Origin of the sequence: Streptococcus sp. KHUD_015, from assembly GCF_051106265.1 — a bacterium.
In the GTDB taxonomy this organism is placed as follows: domain Bacteria; phylum Bacillota; class Bacilli; order Lactobacillales; family Streptococcaceae; genus Streptococcus.
Genome location: NZ_CP193665.1, coordinates 906189 through 925239 on the forward strand (window position 1 = coordinate 906189; position 19051 = coordinate 925239).

Sequence of the window (19051 nt, forward strand, 5' to 3'; positions counted from 1 at the left end):
ATTGTAAGAAAGAATGATAAAATACAAATTATTTACATTTTTTTACAAAAAAATCGGGAAAATTAGCAAAACTCTTGTAAACGCTAACAGTAAATGTTATACTAGAAGAGTAAATTTAAAATTGAAGGTAGGAATTTTTCTATGAGTAAAATCGTTGTAGTTGGTGCTAACCACGCTGGTACAGCATGTATTAATACTATGTTGGATAATTTTGGAAATGAGAACGAAATTGTTGTATTTGACCAAAACTCTAACATCTCTTTCCTTGGATGTGGAATGGCTCTTTGGATCGGTGAGCAAATCGACGGTCCTGAAGGCTTGTTCTACTCTGATAAAGAAACGCTTGAAGCTAAAGGTGCGAAAATTTACATGAACTCACCTGTACTTTCAATCGACTACGATAACAAAGTTGTTACTGCAGAAGTTGAAGGAAAAGAACACAAAGAATCATACGATAAGTTGATCTTTGCTACTGGTTCTACACCAATTTTGCCTCCAATTGAAGGTGTTGAAATTGTTAAAGGTAACCGTGAGTTCAAAGCAACTCTTGAAAACGTACAATTTGTTAAGTTATACCAAAATGCTGAAGAAGTTATCAACAAACTTGCTGATAAGAGCAAACACCTTGAACGTATCGCTGTAGTTGGTGGTGGTTACATTGGTGTTGAGCTTGCTGAAGCTTTCGAACGTCTTGGAAAAGAAGTTGTCCTTGTTGATATCGTTGACACAGTATTGAACGGATACTATGACAAAGACTTCACACAAATGATGGCTAAAAACTTGGAAGACCACAACATCCGTTTGGCTCTTGGACAAACTGTTAAAGCTATCGAAGGTGAAGGTAAAGTTGAACGCTTGATTACTGATAAAGAGACTTTCGATGTAGACATGGTTATCCTTGCAGTTGGTTTCCGTCCAAACACTGCCCTTGCTGATGGTAAGATTGAACTCTTCCGTAACGGTGCCTTCCTTGTAGACAAGAAACAAGAAACATCTATCCCAGGCGTTTACGCAGTAGGTGACTGTGCGACTGTTTATGACAACGCTCGTAAAGATACAAGTTACATCGCTCTTGCTTCAAACGCTGTTCGTACTGGTATCGTTGGTGCCTACAATGCTTGTGGACATGAATTGGAAGGAATCGGTGTTCAAGGTTCAAATGGTATCTCAATCTACGGTCTTCACATGGTTTCAACTGGTTTGACTCTTGAAAAAGCTAAAGCTGCTGGTTACAATGCAACTGAAACAGGCTTTAACGATCTTCAAAAACCAGAATTTATGAAGCATGACAACCACGAAGTTGCCATCAAGATTGTCTTTGACAAAGATAGCCGTGAAATTCTTGGTGCGCAAATGGTTTCACACGATTCTGCAATCAGTATGGGAATCCACATGTTCTCACTTGCTATCCAAGAGCATGTAACAATTGATAAATTGGCATTGACAGACCTATTCTTCTTGCCACACTTCAACAAACCTTACAACTACATCACAATGGCTGCACTTACAGCTGAAAAATAAAATTTGATGAACTATCTGGCCTTAAGTTAAGGTCAGATAGTTTTTTAGTCAATCTGTACCCATACAATTATGATTTTTTTATCTTGTGATTCCTCCAAATCTGACTTAAAATGAAATAGTAGCTACCAATACAAATAATGAGGATAAAGAAATGACTGAAAATCGTTATGAATTAAATAAAAACTTGGCGCAGATGCTTAAAGGCGGGGTTATCATGGACGTTCAAAATCCTGAACAGGCCCGTATTGCAGAGGCTGCTGGTGCGGCAGCTGTGATGGCCTTGGAGCGGATTCCAGCTGATATTCGTGCAGCTGGTGGTGTTTCTCGTATGAGTGATCCAAAGATGATCAAGGAAATCCAAGAAGCGGTTAGCATCCCAGTGATGGCCAAGGTCAGAATCGGGCATTTTGTTGAAGCTCAGATTTTAGAGGCTATTGAAATTGACTATATCGACGAGAGTGAAGTTCTATCTCCAGCTGACGATCGTTTCCATGTGGACAAGAAAGAATTTCAAGTACCTTTTGTCTGTGGAGCTAAGGACTTGGGTGAAGCCTTGCGTCGTATCGCTGAAGGTGCTTCCATGATTCGTACAAAAGGAGAGCCGGGTACGGGGGATATCGTCCAAGCTGTTCGTCATATGCGTATGATGAATCAGGAAATTCGCCGAATTCAAAACCTACGTGAGGACGAGCTTTATGTTGCTGCTAAGGACTTGCAAGTCCCTGTAGAATTGGTTCAATATGTCCATGAACATGGGAAATTGCCAGTTGTAAACTTCGCAGCTGGAGGCGTTGCAACGCCAGCAGATGCTGCGTTGATGATGCAATTAGGGGCAGAGGGTGTCTTTGTCGGTTCAGGTATTTTTAAGTCAGGCGATCCTGTTAAACGAGCGAGTGCCATTGTTAAGGCTGTGACTAACTTCCGTAATCCTCAAATCCTAGCTCAAATCTCTGAAGATCTAGGAGAAGCCATGGTTGGTATCAATGAAAATGAGATCCAAATCCTCATGGCTGAGCGAGGAAAATAGATGAAAATTGGAATATTGGCCTTGCAAGGTGCCTTTGCAGAACATGCAAAAGTACTAGATCAATTAGGTGTCGAGAGTGTTGAAATCAGAAATCTAGATGATTTTCAGCAAGATCAGAGTGACTTGTCGGGTTTGATATTACCTGGAGGTGAGTCTACAACCATGGGCAAGCTCTTACGAGACCAGGATATGTTGCTTCCCATCCGAGAAGCCATTCTATCTGGTTTACCAGTGTTTGGGACCTGTGCGGGTTTAATTTTGCTGGCTAAGGAAATCATTTCTCAGAAAGAAAGTCATCTTGGAACTATGGATATGGTGGTCGAGCGCAATGCCTATGGGCGCCAATTAGGAAGTTTCTATACGGAAGCAGAATGTAAGGGAGTTGGTAAGATTCCAATGACTTTTATTCGCGGTCCTATTATCAGTAGTGTTGGAGAGGATGTAGAAATTCTAGCAACAGTGAATAATCAAATCGTTGCAGCCCAAGAAAAAAATATGTTGGTAACTTCTTTTCATCCTGAATTGACTGATGATGTAAGCTTGCACCAGTACTTTCTCAATATGTGTAAAGAAAAGATAGTGGAATAAAAAGTGATAAATCAAGTTTTGATTCGCCCTTTCCAAAGAATCATTTTTTAAGTCATCTGACAGTATTCTGTGATGTTAGATTTATTTATGATAAATTAGAAAAGAATGATTGTTTTGACTTAGGGCATAAAGCTTATATGCTGAATATGGTGTTCAAGTGTCTTTTATTGGGAGCACTTTAGAGGATGGAGTTAAAATACTATTCTATACTCCTTAATACTCTTCGACAATCTCTTCAAACCACGTCAGCTTTATCCGCAACCTCAAAGCGGTGCTTTGAGCAACCTGCGGTTAGCTTCCTAGTTAGCTCTTTGATTTTCATTGAATATATAGTGGTTTGAAATAAGATGTGTGCAACTTGATTAGGGAAATCAAATTAATTTCTAGAAATGTTTTAGTATCCACGATGTACTATTCTAGTTTCAATTTACTATAAAAATGATGTATGGGATTGGTCAAAAAGAACACTTTGAAAATAGCAAAAAACGAGTATCTCTACAGATGGAGATACTCGTTCTATTATGTATAAAGCTATGAGTCTGTCGTCCTACGTAAGGTGCGCGTCGAAGGTTATACCTAAAAAACTCCAAACGCGATACAATAAAGGGGATTAAGCCAATTCTAAAGATTTTTTAAGAGGTAAGTGATGAGTTAAGATCAATGGTGTTTTAACAAGGTGAAAAGGGTCAGTACATTTTACAACGTTTTTTATTTTATTCTTTGGTATTCTTTTGCAAAAAAAGAATACAACATTTTGTTGTATCCTAAATATTAAATCAAGTCCTGAATTTTCTTAAGTTTTTATCATATTTTGTGTTATAATTAAGGTGCCTTAAGAAAAATATTAATGTGCCTTAAGAAAAATATTAAGGTGTCTTAAGAAAAATAATGAAAAAACTAAATGTTTTTCATATAGTTTTCATTGTTTTAATAGTTTAAAGTCAATCTTATTTTTCTCTAATAGAAAATAATGAAAAAGTAGGTTTAGAAAGAGGTAAGTATCTATGTCTTCTCATAAAAAAGTGTCACTCTCTGAGATTAATCAATCTATCGATACTCCAAATAACAATCATTTCTGGCAAAATTTAAAGGCCTTTTTAGGTCCGGGTGCTCTTGTCGCAGTTGGTTATATGGATCCAGGAAACTGGATTACCAGTGTAGTCGGTGGTGCTTCCTATAAGTATAGTCTCTTGTTTGTTATCTTGATTTCATCTCTCATTGCCATGCAACTTCAGCAGATGGCAGGAAAGCTTGGTATTGTAACCCAGATGGACCTGGCTCAAGCAACGGCTCATCATTCACCTAAATGGCTTCGTTATAGTCTATGGGTGATTTTAGAATTAGCCTTGATGGCGACAGATCTGGCAGAAGTTCTAGGTTCAGCGATTGCTCTCAATCTTCTCTTTAAGATTCCGATTATGATAGCAATTCTCTTGACCGTGTTGGATGTTTTTCTCTTATTGCTTCTGATGAAATTTGGCTTTAAGAAGATTGAAGCTATTGTGACAACACTGATTTTAACCATTCTAGCAATTTTTACCTATCTGGTAGCTTTGTCACATCCAAGCTTCCAAGGAATCGTTGAGGGTTATTTACCCAATGCAACCTTATTTGAAAGTCCCTTGCCAGGGCATGAAAGTCAATTAACCTTGGCACTAGGGATCGTGGGAGCAACGGTTATGCCCCATAACCTCTATTTGCATTCTTCCTTGTCTCAAACTCGGAAAATCAATCACAAGGACAAGAATGATGTTCGAAAAGCCGTGCGCTTTATGACCTGGGATTCAAATCTCCAATTATCCTTGGCCTTTGTGGTTAACTCCCTTCTATTAATTCTCGGGGCGGCTCTCTTTTTCGGCCATGCATCTGAGATTTCTGCCTTCTCTCAAATGTATAATGCCTTGCAGGATTCTACTATTGCAGGAGCTATAGCTAGCTCGACCTTATCAACCTTGTTTGCCTTGGCTTTATTAGCCAGTGGTCAAAATTCGACGATTACGGGTACCTTGACTGGACAAATCGTTATGGAAGGTTTCTTGCATATGAGATTACCTCAATGGTTCATTCGTTTGGCAACTCGTCTCTTTGCCTTGTTGCCTGTCATGATTGTAGCGGTTCTGTTTGGTCATCAGGAAAAAACATTGGATCAGTTATTGGTTTATTCACAAGTCTTTCTTTCGATTGCTCTTCCATTTTCAATCTTCCCACTGATTTATCTAACTTCTAAGAAATCACTGATGGGAGAATTTACCAATGCCAAATGGAATACCATCCTTGGCTATATCGTTTCCATTATCTTAACAATTCTCAATGTGAAATTGTTATTTGATATTTTCTAAGAAATTCACCCGAGTTATAAAACAAGCATATAAGAAAAAAGATACCCAAGATTTCTTGGGTATCTTTTTTAAAATAAACGGAAGACATGGGATTCGAACCCACGCACGCTTTAACACGCCTACCGCGTTTCCAACACGGCCTCTTAAGCCTCTTGAGTAATCTTCCAATACTTACTCAAATAGTCTACCATAAAGGCTCTTATCTTGCAATAAAAATTCTAGAAATAAGAAAAATGATAGATTTTGAAAGAAAATGACAAAAAATGCTTGACTTTGAAAGGAAGTATGATAGAATGAATAGTGTAAACGATAACAGGAGGTAATTCAGTGTTAAAAACAGAGCGGAAGCAACTGATTTTAGAGGAGTTAAATCAACATCATGTAGTTTCTCTAGAAAAATTAGTTAGTTTGCTAGAGACCTCAGAATCAACGGTTCGAAGAGACTTGGATGAGTTGGAAGCAGAAAACAAGCTTCGTCGCGTGCATGGTGGAGCAGAATTACCCCATTCTTTGCAGGAAGAAGAAACCATTCAAGAAAAATCTGTCAAAAACCTTCAAGAGAAGAAGTTGCTGGCTCAGAAGGCGGCCTCTCTCATCAAGGAAAAAGATGTCATCTTTATCGATGCTGGAACAACGACAGCCTTTTTGATTCATGAATTGGTTAATAAAAATGTCACAGTCGTGACCAACTCGATTCACCATGCAGCTCAGTTGGTTGAAAAGCAGATTCCGACTGTCATGGTTGGAGGAAGTGTTAAGATGGCGACAGATGCTAGCATCGGGGGAGTTGCTCTTAACCAGATTAACCAATTGCACTTTGACCGTGCCTTTATCGGGATGAATGGTGTAGATGATGGCTATTATACGACTCCTGATATGGAGGAGGGAGCTGTGAAGCGAGCTATTTTGGAGAATGCCAAACAGACCTATGTCTTGGTGGATTCGTCAAAAATTGGACAAACTTGCTTTGCTAAGGTAGCACCACTAAAACGAGCAATTGTTATCACAAGTCAAGGGCATGAGCTCTTGCAGGTTATTAAGGAGAAAACGGAGGTAATAGAAGTATGATTTATACAGTCACACTCAATCCATCTATTGACTATATCGTTCGTTTGGACCAAGTCCAAGTTGGTAGTGTCAATCGTATGGACAGTGATGATAAGTTTGCTGGTGGGAAAGGAATCAATGTTAGTCGTGTCTTGAAACGCTTGGATATTCCAAATACGGCTACTGGATTTATCGGAGGTTTTACTGGTGAATTTATCACAGATACTCTGGCAGAGGAAGAAATCGAGACGCGTTTTGTCCAAGTGGCAGAAGATACTCGTATCAATGTTAAGATTAAAGCGGACCAAGAAACAGAAATCAACGGGACTGGTCCAAATGTGGAACCAGCTCAGTTAGAAGAATTGAAAGCTATTTTATCTAGTCTGACTTCAGAAGATATAGTTGTCTTTGCTGGTTCAAGTGCTAAAAATCTAGGCAATGTCATCTACAAGGATTTAATTGCCTTGACCCGTCAGACTGGTGCGCAGGTGGTTTGTGACTTTGAAGGACAGACCTTGATTGATAGTTTGGACTATCAGCCACTTTTGGTCAAACCAAACAATCATGAACTGGGAGCGATTTTTGGGGTTAAACTTGAAAGTTTAGATGAAATTGAGAAATACGCTCGTGAGTTACTGGCTAAAGGTGCTCAAAACGTCATTATCTCTATGGCTGGTGATGGTGCCCTTCTTGTCACATCTGAGGGAGCTTACTTCGCAAAACCTATCAAGGGAACAGTCAAAAATTCAGTCGGGGCCGGTGACTCTATGGTCGCTGGATTCACAGGTAAATTTGTCAAATCCAAAGACGCAGTAGAAGCCTTCAAATGGGGAGTGGCTTGCGGAACGGCAACCACCTTCTCAGATGACTTGGCAACAGCAGAATTTATTAAAGAAACATATGAAAAAGTTGAGGTAGAAAAACGATGAAAATTCAAGACCTATTGAGAAAAGATGTTATGTTGCTGGATTTACAAGCAACTGAAAAAACAGCTGTCATCGAAGAGATGATTAAAAGTTTGACAGACCACGGTTATGTGACAGATTTTGAAACCTTTAAAGAAGGAATTTTAGCGCGTGAAGCTTTGACTTCTACTGGTTTAGGAGACGGTATCGCAATGCCTCACAGCAAAAATGCCGCTGTAAAAGAAGCGACAGTTCTCTTTGCTAAGTCAAATAAGGGTGTTGATTATGAGAGCTTGGATGGACAAGCAACTGACCTCTTCTTTATGATTGCGGCTCCAGAAGGTGCCAATGATACCCACTTGGCAGCCTTGGCAGAATTGTCTCAATATTTGATGAAAGACGGTTTTGCTGACAAGCTTCGTCAAGCAACATCAGCTGAACAAGTTATCGAACTTTTTAACCAAGCTTCAGAAAAATCTGTTCAAGTACCTGCCAATAACTCTGGTGACTTTATCGTGGCTGTTACAGCTTGTACGACAGGTATTGCCCACACTTACATGGCCCAAGAAGCTCTTCAAAAAGTGGCTGCTGAAATGGGTGTTGGAATTAAGGTCGAAACCAACGGTGCTAGCGGTGTTGGAAATCAACTGACTGATGAAGACATCCGCAAGGCTAAAGCGGTTATCATCGCAGCAGACAAGGCAGTTGAAATGGATCGTTTCGATGGTAAACCATTGATCAATCGTCCGGTTGCTGACGGTATCCGTAAGACAGAAGAGTTGATCAACTTGGCTCTTTCTGGAGATGCTGAAGTGTATCGTGCTGCTAATGGAGCCAAAGCCACAACAGCCTCTAACGAAAAACAAAGCCTTGGTGGTGCCTTCTACAAACACTTGATGAGTGGTGTATCTCAAATGTTGCCATTCGTTATCGGTGGTGGTATCATGATTGCCCTTGCCTTCTTGATTGATGGTGCTTTGGGTGTTCCAAATGAAAACCTTGGTAATCTTGGTTCCTACCATGAACTAGCTTCTATGTTCATGAAAATTGGTGGTGCAGCCTTTGGCTTGATGCTTCCAGTCTTTGCAGGTTATGTTGCCTACTCTATCGCTGAAAAACCAGGTTTGGTAGCTGGTTTCGTGGCTGGTGCTATTGCCAAAGAAGGTTTTGCCTTTGGTAAAATCCCTTATGCTGCAGGTGTCTCATCTGGTTTCCTAGGTGCCCTTGTTGGTGGATTTATCGCAGGTGCCTTGGTTCTTGCTATCAAGAAATACGTTAAAGTTCCTCGTTCACTTGAAGGTGCTAAGTCAATCCTTCTTTTGCCACTTCTTGGAACAATCTTGACTGGATTTGTCATGCTAGCTGTTAACATCCCAATGGCAGCAATTAACACTGCTATGAATGATTTCCTTGGCGGTCTTGGAGGCGGTTCAGCTGTCCTTCTCGGTATCGTCCTTGGTGGAATGATGGCTGTTGACATGGGTGGACCAGTTAACAAAGCGGCCTATGTCTTTGGTACAGGTACGCTTGCAGCGACTGTTTCTTCAGGTGGTTCTGTAGCCATGGCAGCAGTTATGGCTGGAGGAATGGTGCCACCACTTGCAATCTTCGTTGCAACTCTTCTTTTTAAAGATAAATTTACTAAAGAAGAACGCAACTCTGGTTTGACAAACATCATCATGGGCTTGTCATTTATCACTGAGGGAGCAATTCCATTTGGTGCCGCTGACCCAGCTCGTGCTATCCCAAGCTTCATTCTTGGTTCAGCAGTAGCAGGTGGCCTCGTTGGTCTTACTGGTATCAAACTCATGGCGCCACATGGAGGAATCTTCGTTATTGCGCTTACTTCAAATGCCCTCCTTTACCTCGTTTCTGTCTTGGTAGGAGCAATCGTGAGTGGTGTGGTCTATGGTTACCTACGCAAACCACAAGCATAAAAATTAGATAGAAAATGAAAAGATTGGACCGTTTGGTGCAGTCTTTTTCTCTTTCCGAAATGCCTGTGAAATATGGTATAATAGAAGAATGGCAAACAAGAATACAAGTAAAACAAGACGGAGACCGTCAAAAGCAGAACTCGAAAGAAAAGAAGCGATTCAACGGATGTTGATTTCGTTGGGAATCGCGTTTTTATTGATTTTCGCAGCCTTCAAATTAGGGGCTGCAGGTATCACCCTTTACAATTTAATCCGCTTGCTGGTGGGTAGCCTAGCTTATCTGGCAATATTTGGTATCCTGCTCTATCTCTTCTTCTTCAAGTGGATACGAAAACAGGAAGGGCTCTTATCTGGCTTTTTCACTATATTTGCTGGCCTGCTCTTGATTTTTGAGGCCTACTTGGTTTGGAAATATGGCTTGGACAAGTCGGTCTTAAAAGGAACTATGGCTCAGGTTGTGACTGATTTGACTGGTTTTCGAACAACCAGTTTTGCTGGAGGGGGCTTGATTGGAGTTGGCCTCTATATGCCAACCGCCTTTCTCTTTTCAAATATCGGCACTTACTTTATTGGTTCTATCTTGATTTTAGCAGGCGCTCTCCTAATCAGTCCTTGGTCTGTTTATGATATTGCTGAATTCTTCAGTAGAGGATTTGCCAAATGGCGAGAAGAGCATGAGCGTCGAAAAGAGGAACGCTTTGTCAAACAAGAAGAAAAAGCTCGTCAAAAGGCTGAGGAAGAGGCTAGATTAGAAAAAGAAGCAGCTGAGAAAGCCTTACTCGATTTGCCTCCTGTCGATATGGAAACGGGTGAAATTTTGACAGAGGAAGCCGTTCAGGATCTTCCACCTATGCCTGAAGAAGAGTGGGTGGAACCAGAAATCATCCTGCCTCAAGCTGAACTTGAATTCCCAGAACAGGAACAAACATTTGATGATGAAGATGTTCAGGTTGATTTTTCAGCCAAGGAAGCTCTTGAATACAAACTTCCAAGTTTACAGCTATTTGCTCCAGATAAACCAAAAGACCAGTCTAAAGAGAAGAAAATTGTCCGAGAAAATATCAAAATCCTAGAAGAAACCTTTGCCAGTTTTGGTATCAAGGTGACAGTGGAACGGGCTGAAATTGGTCCATCAGTGACCAAGTATGAAGTCAAGCCAGCAGTGGGTGTAAGGGTTAACCGCATTTCCAATCTAGCAGATGACCTCGCTCTCGCCTTGGCAGCCAAGGATGTTCGGATTGAGGCACCAATACCTGGTAAATCCTTAGTCGGAATTGAGGTTCCTAACTCTGAGATTGCGACTGTGTCCTTCCGCGAACTATGGGAACAATCTCAAACGAAAGCAGAAAATCTCTTGGAAATTCCTTTAGGGAAGGCTGTTAATGGAACCGCAAGGGCTTTTGACCTTTCTAAAATGCCCCACTTGCTCGTCGCGGGTTCAACGGGTTCAGGGAAATCAGTAGCTGTTAATGGTATTATCGCTAGTATTCTCATGAAGGCAAGACCAGACCAAGTCAAATTTATGATGGTCGATCCCAAGATGGTTGAGTTGTCTGTTTACAATGATATTCCCCACCTCTTGATTCCAGTCGTGACCAATCCACGCAAGGCCAGCAAAGCTTTGCAAAAGGTCGTGGATGAGATGGAAAACCGTTATGAACTCTTTGCCAAGGTGGGAGTTCGGAATATTGCAGGTTTTAATGCCAAGGTGGAAGAGTTTAATTCCCAGTCTGAGTACAAGCAGGTTCCACTACCACTCATTGTTGTGATTGTGGATGAGTTGGCTGACCTCATGATGGTGGCCAGCAAGGAAGTAGAAGATGCCATTATCAGACTTGGACAGAAGGCGCGTGCCGCTGGGATCCACATGATTCTTGCAACCCAGCGTCCATCCGTTGATGTCATTTCTGGTCTGATCAAGGCCAATGTCCCATCTCGTGTGGCGTTTGCAGTTTCATCTGGTACAGACTCTCGTACGATTTTGGATGAAAATGGAGCAGAAAAACTGCTTGGCCGAGGGGACATGCTCTTTAAACCGATTGATGAAAATCATCCAGTTCGTCTCCAAGGCTCCTTTATCTCGGATGATGATGTTGAACGTATCGTAAACTTCATCAAGGCTCAGGCGGATGCGGATTACGATGAGAGTTTTGATCCAGGTGAGGTGTCTGAAAATGAAGGTGAATTTTCAGATGGTGAATCTGGTGGAGATCCGCTTTTTGAGGAAGCCAAGGCTTTAGTTATCGAAACTCAGAAAGCCAGCGCATCCATGATTCAGCGTCGTTTGTCAGTTGGTTTTAACCGTGCGACCCGTCTCATGGAAGAGCTTGAGATGGCAGGTGTCATTGGTCCAGCTGAAGGTACCAAACCAAGAAAAGTATTGCAGCAATAAATTTCTCTTTGTCACTTATATTGAGTTTAACAAAAGATAAAATTGGAGAGGATAATCGTTAGAATTCATTGATAAAGTCATCACTTGATGGCTTTTTTCTATACTATAGTGAATCGAATCTAGAATAGTACAATACTACTTCTAAAACATGAAATTAATTTGAATTTCTCAATAAACTTGTTCACATCTTGTTTCAATCTACTATATATCAAGATGAAACGGATTTAGAGTTTCTTTTAGATATATGAAGACTCCCCCTATAGTTTCTAGTGAATGTTTGTTTTTTCACTGTCCACTATAAGGGGAGCTTTTGTAATCAAGTATGAGTTAGATTTCTCTTTTTTGTTTTATTAAACTGCACAGCTTACTTTTCAGTAAAATGAGACACTGTATTTGCCGGATGTTATCCGACATCAATACAATGCTGTTTAAAATTTTGAGACTTTTGCAGATTTTGAGTTTAGTTTCTGTTTACTCACCAAAGAAAAATGGAGGGGTGAATTTTTTCAACTCTTCAAAGCAATGTTGGGCAGCCTCTGCATTTTCACAGATGACAAGACAGGCATCATCGCCACAGAGGGTAGCAATAGCATCAGGGAAGTTCAAAGCATCAATGATAGAACCGAATGATTGAGCAAGTCCAGGAAGGGTTTTCAACAGGACTTGGTTCTGAACTGGGCGCATCAAGACGAGAGCATCTTCCATGTAGATTTCAAGACGTTTTTCCCATTTTGAGATGGAACCAGTATTGAGAACGTAGTAGGAATTATCTTCCTCACGTACCTTTGAGAGATTCATACTTTTAATATCTCTCGAAAGTGTAGCTTGTGTAACTTGAATGTCATTATCAGCAAGAAGAGCTTGTAACTCAGCTTGTGTGTGAATCTTATTTTTCGTTACAAGAGCTCGTATGAGTTGGTGTCGGTGTTCAGATTTATTCATATAATGTTACTCCTTGTACTAGGTACAGAAAGCGTGGACTGAACGAGATCGTCAGTCGGGTGGTAAGCGGTATTGTCACGTATGATGATTTCAAAGTCAGTAGTAATTTAGAACGATACGGAGAGAATCTCCTTCTTTTAACTTGTCACTAGTTGGGTGCAGATAAATGAGAAATTTATTCGTTCATCTACATTGCTGTTCTCTACTAACAGTAAATCATTAAATTAGGGTAGCCTTTTGTCACGACTTGTTGTGAATTTACGCCAAATGGCAATTCACAGAGTTTGTCCAACATGTGGTGTGGTAGCGTGTATGATAGAGGGTCACACATGTTGGTTATGGGGCGGTATCTTTTGTTCAAGATCCAGTAGTAGGACATCTAATAGCCTTAATTTGAACTGGATTTGATACCAAGTTGTAGTTTTTTTCGACTGTTCAAGTGGGTGTATCTGATGCTAGGAAGGTCAGTGGGTCTTGGATTGACTTTTCCTTAGAAACCTTCCATATTGAAAGTCAGGTACCTTATACATTTTGACAAGGTAGGATAAGAGTAGACTGTTCAAGATCGACAGTCAGGTGGTAAGCGGTATTGTCACGGATCGTGATTTCAAAGTCAGTAGTATAGAGAACTAAACGGAGAGTGTCTCCTTCTTTTAGCTTGTAAATAGTTGGTTGCAGTTCAAATTGGACATCCATCCATTCATCTGCAGTAATATCCTCTACCAACAGTAAATCATTTTTATTTTGTAAATTGAGATAGCCTTTTGTCACGACTCGTTGTGTATTTGCACTAAATGGCAATTCACAGAGATTTTCCAGCATGTGATAGCGACCGTTGTCAATGGTTCTAGCACTTAAAATAGCTGGGTAAGGCTGTAGGTATTTCTTTTGTCCAAATTCTAGCAGTTGGGCTGATAAGAGCCCCTTGTTGGTGCTGGATTTGATACGAAGCTTGAGCTGAGCTCGACCGTTCAGGTGGAGATCTTTGGTCACAGGAAGGTCAATAGTAATTTGATTGGCTTTCCCTTGATAGAGTTCTGTATTGAAGGTCTGGTATGTTTTACCATAGCGCTCAAAATCCTTATCTGGGTACTGGTTTTGAATGATTTGCTCTTCTTGACCAAGTGAGTAGGTTTCAAAGTTTTCTTGCTCACCGAAGTTATCAAGTGATAACCAAGTCTGAGGAGCGGTATTGTCCTGCCAAATAACGATCGGAAGTTGAAAATCTGTTTCTTGTCCCAATAATTTCTTAGTCAATAAGGCGTTCATAGATTCACGGAAGTCAATGGACTGCCAGTTGTTCATATAAACATGGGCACCATTATGGAAAAAGAGATGCTTGTTTATATGAGTAGGTAGAGCATGGAACATCTGATAAACATGAAGTGGTTTGACATTCCAATCCTGAGAACCATGGGTAAAGACAACCTCTGCCTTTATTTTATCAGCATTGAGCAGATAGTTGCGGTTATGCCAAAACTGATTGTAGTCGCCAGTCTTGCGATCCAGTTGTTCTTTTACTTTTTCCAAATCAGCTTGGTGAGCCTCATTACCACGAATATAGTCGCCAGCCAAGAGATTACGAGAGTAGGTTAACTCAGCAAGTGAGTCAAAATCCTCTCCAGGATAACCACCTGGGCTAGTCACCAGACCGTTTTCACGGTAGTAGTTGTACCATGAAGAAATACCAGCCTCGGCAATGATCACTTCTAAACCATCTACACCTGTAGTGGCAAGGCCGTTTGACATGGTACCTAGATAGGAAAGTCCAGTTGTGGCCACTTTTCCATTTGACCAGTCAGCCTTGACTTGACGCTGGCGCGTGTGGTCAGTAAAGGCACGGCAACGACCATTGAGCCAGTCGATGACATTTTTATAAGCTTCGATTTGTTGGTAGTCTCCGTTAGTCATGAAACCAGTAGAGTCTTTGGTACCAACACCTGACACATAGAGATTAGCAAACCCTCGTGGAAGGAAGTAGTCGTTGAGTGTATAGCTAGCGTTGATGTGCGTTAGTTTTTCCTCAGCTTCTGACACTAGTTCAGCTTGACCTTGAGGTTGGACGAGATTGAGTTGAGGTTCTTCTAGATCAATCTTATGAGCAGGTTTAACTTCAAGTTCGCCCTCCATCTTGTAGAGAGCCTTGTCACTAGCCTTGTCATTGGTTCCCTGATGATAGGGACTGGCTGTCATGACAGCGGGGATTTGTCCGTTATAACGAGGACGAATAATGTTGACCTTGACTAGGTCTGGTAGCCCTTTTTGATCAGTATCCACACGAGATTCGACGTAGACCACTTCTCGAATAACATCGTGGCTAGAAAAAGTAGCCAAACTCTTGCCGTTAAAGTAGTGATAGTCATTATCCTCAGGAATAAGACCGTCACTGACTAGTTGGTCGATAAGAGTATTTCCCTTTTTGGTGCGAGTATTGAGTAACTGATAGAGATTTTCAATCAAGTCACCGTATATAATGGGAAATCCAGTTTCTTTACGGAAAACGTCACTATCTTCGAAATCAACCAAATAAGAAAAGCCTAAAAGTTGAAAAGCAACAGTATAAAAAATATCTGCTGTCAGTTCATCTTCTGATTGAAAAAATGTTAGCAAGTCAGTTTCTTTATCAACTGCCAAACTGGATAGAGGATAGGTACTATCTTTATAAGTAAAAAAGAAACGACTTAAAAAAGCCTCTAACATCTTTTTGTCTGCCATATCAGATGGAAAATCAAATCCATACTTTTTTAATTCATATAAAATAGTATTTCTTGGAAGTGCTAAATAGCTGAATTGATTAAAGCGCATATAACCTCCTTATAAAACAATAATTAAGGTTATTATATCAAAAAAATAGGATAAAGGGAATCGTTAAATGAGAAAGAAATTAATTCAATAATAATGAATATGATTTATATGAAAAATAGGTACAACTCTATAGCCTAAAACAAGTTATCATAATGAATAGATTAACTGGATATGTATTTCTATTTTAAAAGATATATTCATTTCTTGGGATAAAAAAGTAAAAAAATTACCGGAGCATTTGATTCTTTAAATGTATTTTTACTTTTTTCGTTCAAAAAATTTTACTTTAAGGATAAAATATAGACAGGATTCAATGCTTTTGTCTTTCTCTTTTTGAAAAATGGTATAATATAGTGAGAAGGATAGAGGAGAAGTGTAAATTGATCGCACAACTAGATACAAAAACAGTCTATAGTTTTATGGAGAGTGTTATTTCAATAGACAAGTATGTGAGAGCAGCTAAAGAATATGGCTACACTCATTTGGCTATGATGGATATTGACAATCTTTATGGGGCTTTCGACTTTCTAGAGGTTACAAAAAAATACGGCATTCATCCTTTATTAGGGCTTGAAATGACTCTTTTAGTGGATGAGCAGGAAGTGAATTTGCGCTTTTTAGCTCTATCTAGTGTGGGCTATCAGCAGTTGATGAAACTTTCAACAGCCAAGATGCAGGGTGAGAAAACTTGGTCTGTCCTGTCCCAATACCTAGAGGATATCGCGGTTATTGTACCTTATTTCGATGGATTTGAGTCGTTGGAACTAGGCTGTGATTACTATATTGGGGTTTATCCAGAAACAGTAGCAAGTGAATTTCATCATCCAATCTTGCCCCTTTATCGGGTCAATGCTTTTGAAAGCAGGGATAGAGAAGTTCTACAAGTGTTAACAGCGATTAAAGAAAATCTACCACTCAGAGAAGTTCCCTTACGCTCACGACAAGATGTCCTTATATCAGCAAGTTCTTTAGAGAAACTATTCCAAGAACGTTTTCCGCAAGCCTTGGACAATTTAGAAAAACTTATTTCAGGTATTTATTATGATTTGGATACTAGTTTGAAACTGCCTCGCTTTAATCCAGCGAGACCAGCAGTAGAAGAGTTGAGAGAACGTGCTGAGCTGGGACTTGCTCAGAAGGGGTTGACTAGTAAAGAATATCAAGATCGTCTAGACCAAGAATTGGCTGTTATTCATGATATGGGCTTTGATGATTATTTCTTGGTTGTCTGGGATTTGCTGCGTTTCGGACGTTCGAATGGCTACTATATGGGAATGGGACGGGGTTCCGCGGTTGGTAGCTTGGTTTCCTATGCTTTAGACATTACAGGGATTGACCCGGTAGAGAAAAATCTGATTTTTGAACGCTTCCTCAATCGTGAACGCTATACCATGCCTGATATTGATATCGATATTCCTGATATTTATCGTCCAGATTTTATCAGGTATGTTGGCAATAAATATGGTAGTAAACATGCGGCTCAAATCGTTACTTTTTCAACCTTTGGAGCCAAGCAGGCTCTGCGTGATGTTTTGAAACGCTTTGGTGTGCCCGAGTATGAATTATCCGCAATTACTAAGAAAATCAGTTTTCGGGACAATCTCAAGTCAGCCTATGAGGGTAACCTCCAGTTTCGTCAGCAAATCAATAGTAAGTTGGAATACCAAAAAGCCTTTGAAATTGCTTGCAAGATAGAGGGATATCCAAGACAAACATCTGTCCATGCGGCTGGTGTTGTGATCAGTGACCAAGATTTGACCGACTACATTCCTCTAAAGCATGGTGATGAAATTCCACTGACTCAGTATGATGCTCATGGAGTTGAAGCTAGTGGGCTTTTGAAAATGGACTTTCTGGGACTACGAAATTTGACCTTTGTCCAGAACATGCAAGAGTTGCTTGCTGAAACAGAAGATATTCACTTGAAAATAGAAGAAATCGATTTGGAAGATAAAGAAACGCTGGCTTTATTTGCATCTGGCAATACAAAAGGTATCTTTCAATTTGAGCAACCTGGTGCTATTCGTTTGCTCAAGCGTGTGCAGCCAGTCTGTTTTGAAGATGTCGTAGCGACTACTTCCCTAAATCGACCAGGTGCTAGTGACTACATCAATAATTTTGTGGCAAGAAAGCATGGGCAGGAAGAAGTGACGGTTCTGGATCCAGTACTGGAGGATATTTTGGCTCCAACTTACGGAATTATGCTCTATCAGGAGCAGGTTATGCAGGTTGCTCAGCGTTTTGCTGGATTTAGTCTTGGGAAAGCCGATATTTTGCGTCGAGCTATGGGGAAAAAGGATGCCTCTGCCATGCATGAGATGAGGGCTTCCTTTATTCAGGGAGCATTAGAAGCTGGTCATACTGTGGAAAAGGCAGAACAGGTCTTTGATGTCATGGAGAAGTTTGCAGGTTATGGTTTTAATAGGTCACATGCCTATGCATACTCAGCCTTGGCCTTCCAGCTGGCCTATTTCAAAACACATTATCCAGCCATTTTTTATCAGGTCATGTTAAATTCTGCCAACAGTGATTACCTAACAGATGCCTTAGAAGCAAGGTTTGAAGTAGCGCCTCTGTCAATCAATACTATTCCTTATCACGATAAAATCGCGAACAGGTCCATCTACCTAGGTCTGAAATCGATTAAGGGAGTCAGCAAAGATTTGGCGCTTTGGATCATTGAAAATAGACCCTATTCGAACATTGAAGATTTTGTAGCTAAATTACCTGATAATTATCTGAAACTTCCTTTGCTGGAACCTTTGGTAAAAGTTGGTCTTTTCGATTCATTTGAAAAAAATCGTCAAAAAGTATTCAATAATTTAGATAATCTATTTGAATTTGTGAAAGAGTTGGGAAGCTTGTTTGGTGATACAATTTATAGCTGGCAGGAATCGGAAGATTGGACTGAACAAGAAAAATTCTATATGGAACAAGAGCTTTTAGGGATAGGTGTCAGCAAACATCCCCTACAAACTATTGCAAGTAAAGCTATTTACCCGATTACCCCAATCGGAAATTTGTCAGAAAATAGCTACGCTATTATTTTGGTTGAAGTTCAGAAGATAAAAGTAATTCGTACCAAAAAGGGTGAAAATATGGCTTTCTTACAGGTGGATGATAGCAAGAAAAAATTGGATGTCACTCTCTTTTCAGACTTATATCGTCAGGTTGGGCAGGAAATAAAAGAGGGAGCCTTCTACTATATAAAAGGAAAAATCCAGTCACGTGATGGCCGTCTGCAAATGATTGCACAAGATTTGAAAGAAGCAGTGGCTGAACGATTTTGGATTCAGGTTAAAAATCATGAATATGATAAAGAAATTTCAAACATCTTAGACCAGTATAAAGGCCCAATCCCAGTCATCATAAGGTATGAAGAGGAACAGAAAACAATTGTTTCTTCCCAATATTTTGTGACTAAATCCAATGAATTAGAAGCGAAATTGGATAAAATTGCTATGAAAACGATTTATCACTAAAATTACGGAAAATAGAAGAATTTTCCATTTAAATGTGATATAATCAGTAGGAATGTTAAAAGAAAA

At 40.1% G+C, this 19051-nt stretch carries 11 protein-coding genes and 1 tRNA gene; 9 read left to right on the top strand and 3 right to left on the bottom strand.

The window, feature by feature from the left end:
• Window positions 1-141 precede the first annotated feature (141 nt).
• The 4 genes from nox to ACORHU_RS04225 all read left to right on the top strand — a co-directional run bounded on the left by nox (window position 142) and on the right by ACORHU_RS04225 (window position 5475).
• Entirely contained in the window at window positions 142-1521 is a 1380-nt protein-coding gene (gene nox, locus ACORHU_RS04210; RefSeq protein WP_371508596.1) for a H2O-forming NADH oxidase, read from the top strand.
• Window positions 1522-1672: 151 nt separating this feature from the next.
• Window positions 1673-2548: a pyridoxal 5'-phosphate synthase lyase subunit PdxS gene (gene pdxS, locus ACORHU_RS04215; protein ID WP_000138517.1), complete on the top strand. Its 876-nt coding sequence runs from the start codon at window positions 1673-1675 to the stop codon at window positions 2546-2548.
• Complete coding sequence (gene pdxT, locus ACORHU_RS04220; protein ID WP_000689937.1) at window positions 2549-3136, top strand: pyridoxal 5'-phosphate synthase glutaminase subunit PdxT; 588 nt, start codon at window positions 2549-2551, stop codon at window positions 3134-3136.
• Window positions 3137-4140: 1004 nt separating this feature from the next.
• A complete protein-coding gene (locus ACORHU_RS04225) occupies window positions 4141-5475 on the top strand; it encodes an Nramp family divalent metal transporter (RefSeq protein WP_004260041.1) in 1335 nt (444 codons plus the stop codon).
• A gap of 78 nt (window positions 5476-5553) precedes the next feature.
• Here ACORHU_RS04225 and ACORHU_RS04230 read toward each other — a convergent pair.
• Window positions 5554-5641: transfer RNA gene (locus ACORHU_RS04230), tRNA-Ser, on the bottom strand.
• Window positions 5642-5802: 161 nt separating this feature from the next.
• On the opposite strand from ACORHU_RS04230, the gene ACORHU_RS04235 reads away from it, so the two are divergent.
• The 4 genes from ACORHU_RS04235 (at window position 5803) to ACORHU_RS04250 (ending at window position 11756) form a co-directional block, all read left to right on the top strand.
• The gene (locus ACORHU_RS04235) at window positions 5803-6543 is read left to right on the top strand and encodes a DeoR/GlpR family DNA-binding transcription regulator (protein ID WP_049502203.1); all 741 of its coding nucleotides are present in this window, start codon (window positions 5803-5805) and stop codon (window positions 6541-6543) included.
• A complete protein-coding gene (pfkB, locus tag ACORHU_RS04240; protein ID WP_434364990.1) occupies window positions 6540-7451 on the top strand; it encodes a 1-phosphofructokinase in 912 nt (303 codons plus the stop codon). The genes ACORHU_RS04235 and pfkB overlap by 4 nt, the downstream gene beginning before the upstream one ends.
• Window positions 7448-9364 (top strand): fructose-specific PTS transporter subunit EIIC, encoded by a 1917-nt coding sequence (locus ACORHU_RS04245; RefSeq protein ID WP_434364992.1) that lies wholly within the window; start codon window positions 7448-7450, stop codon window positions 9362-9364. Before pfkB ends, ACORHU_RS04245 begins: the two co-directional genes overlap by 4 nt.
• An 88-nt stretch (window positions 9365-9452) precedes the next feature.
• Complete coding sequence (locus ACORHU_RS04250) at window positions 9453-11756, top strand: DNA translocase FtsK (RefSeq protein WP_434364993.1); 2304 nt, start codon at window positions 9453-9455, stop codon at window positions 11754-11756.
• A 471-nt stretch (window positions 11757-12227) separates the two neighbouring features.
• Here the strand turns inward: ACORHU_RS04250 and ACORHU_RS04255 are convergent, their stop codons facing one another.
• The gene (locus tag ACORHU_RS04255) at window positions 12228-12698 is read right to left on the bottom strand and encodes an arginine repressor (RefSeq protein ID WP_001043027.1); all 471 of its coding nucleotides are present in this window, start codon (window positions 12696-12698) and stop codon (window positions 12228-12230) included.
• Window positions 12699-13220: 522 nt separating this feature from the next.
• Complete coding sequence (locus tag ACORHU_RS04260; protein WP_434364996.1) at window positions 13221-15503, bottom strand: Xaa-Pro dipeptidyl-peptidase; 2283 nt, start codon at window positions 15501-15503, stop codon at window positions 13221-13223.
• Window positions 15504-15883: 380 nt separating this feature from the next.
• Between ACORHU_RS04260 and ACORHU_RS04265 the strand changes: the two genes are divergently transcribed.
• Window positions 15884-18985 carry a DNA polymerase III subunit alpha gene (locus tag ACORHU_RS04265; protein ID WP_434364998.1) on the top strand — a complete coding sequence of 1034 codons (3102 nt, stop codon included), beginning with the start codon at window positions 15884-15886 and terminating at the stop codon, window positions 18983-18985.
• The last annotated feature ends 66 nt before the right edge of the window (window positions 18986-19051 follow it).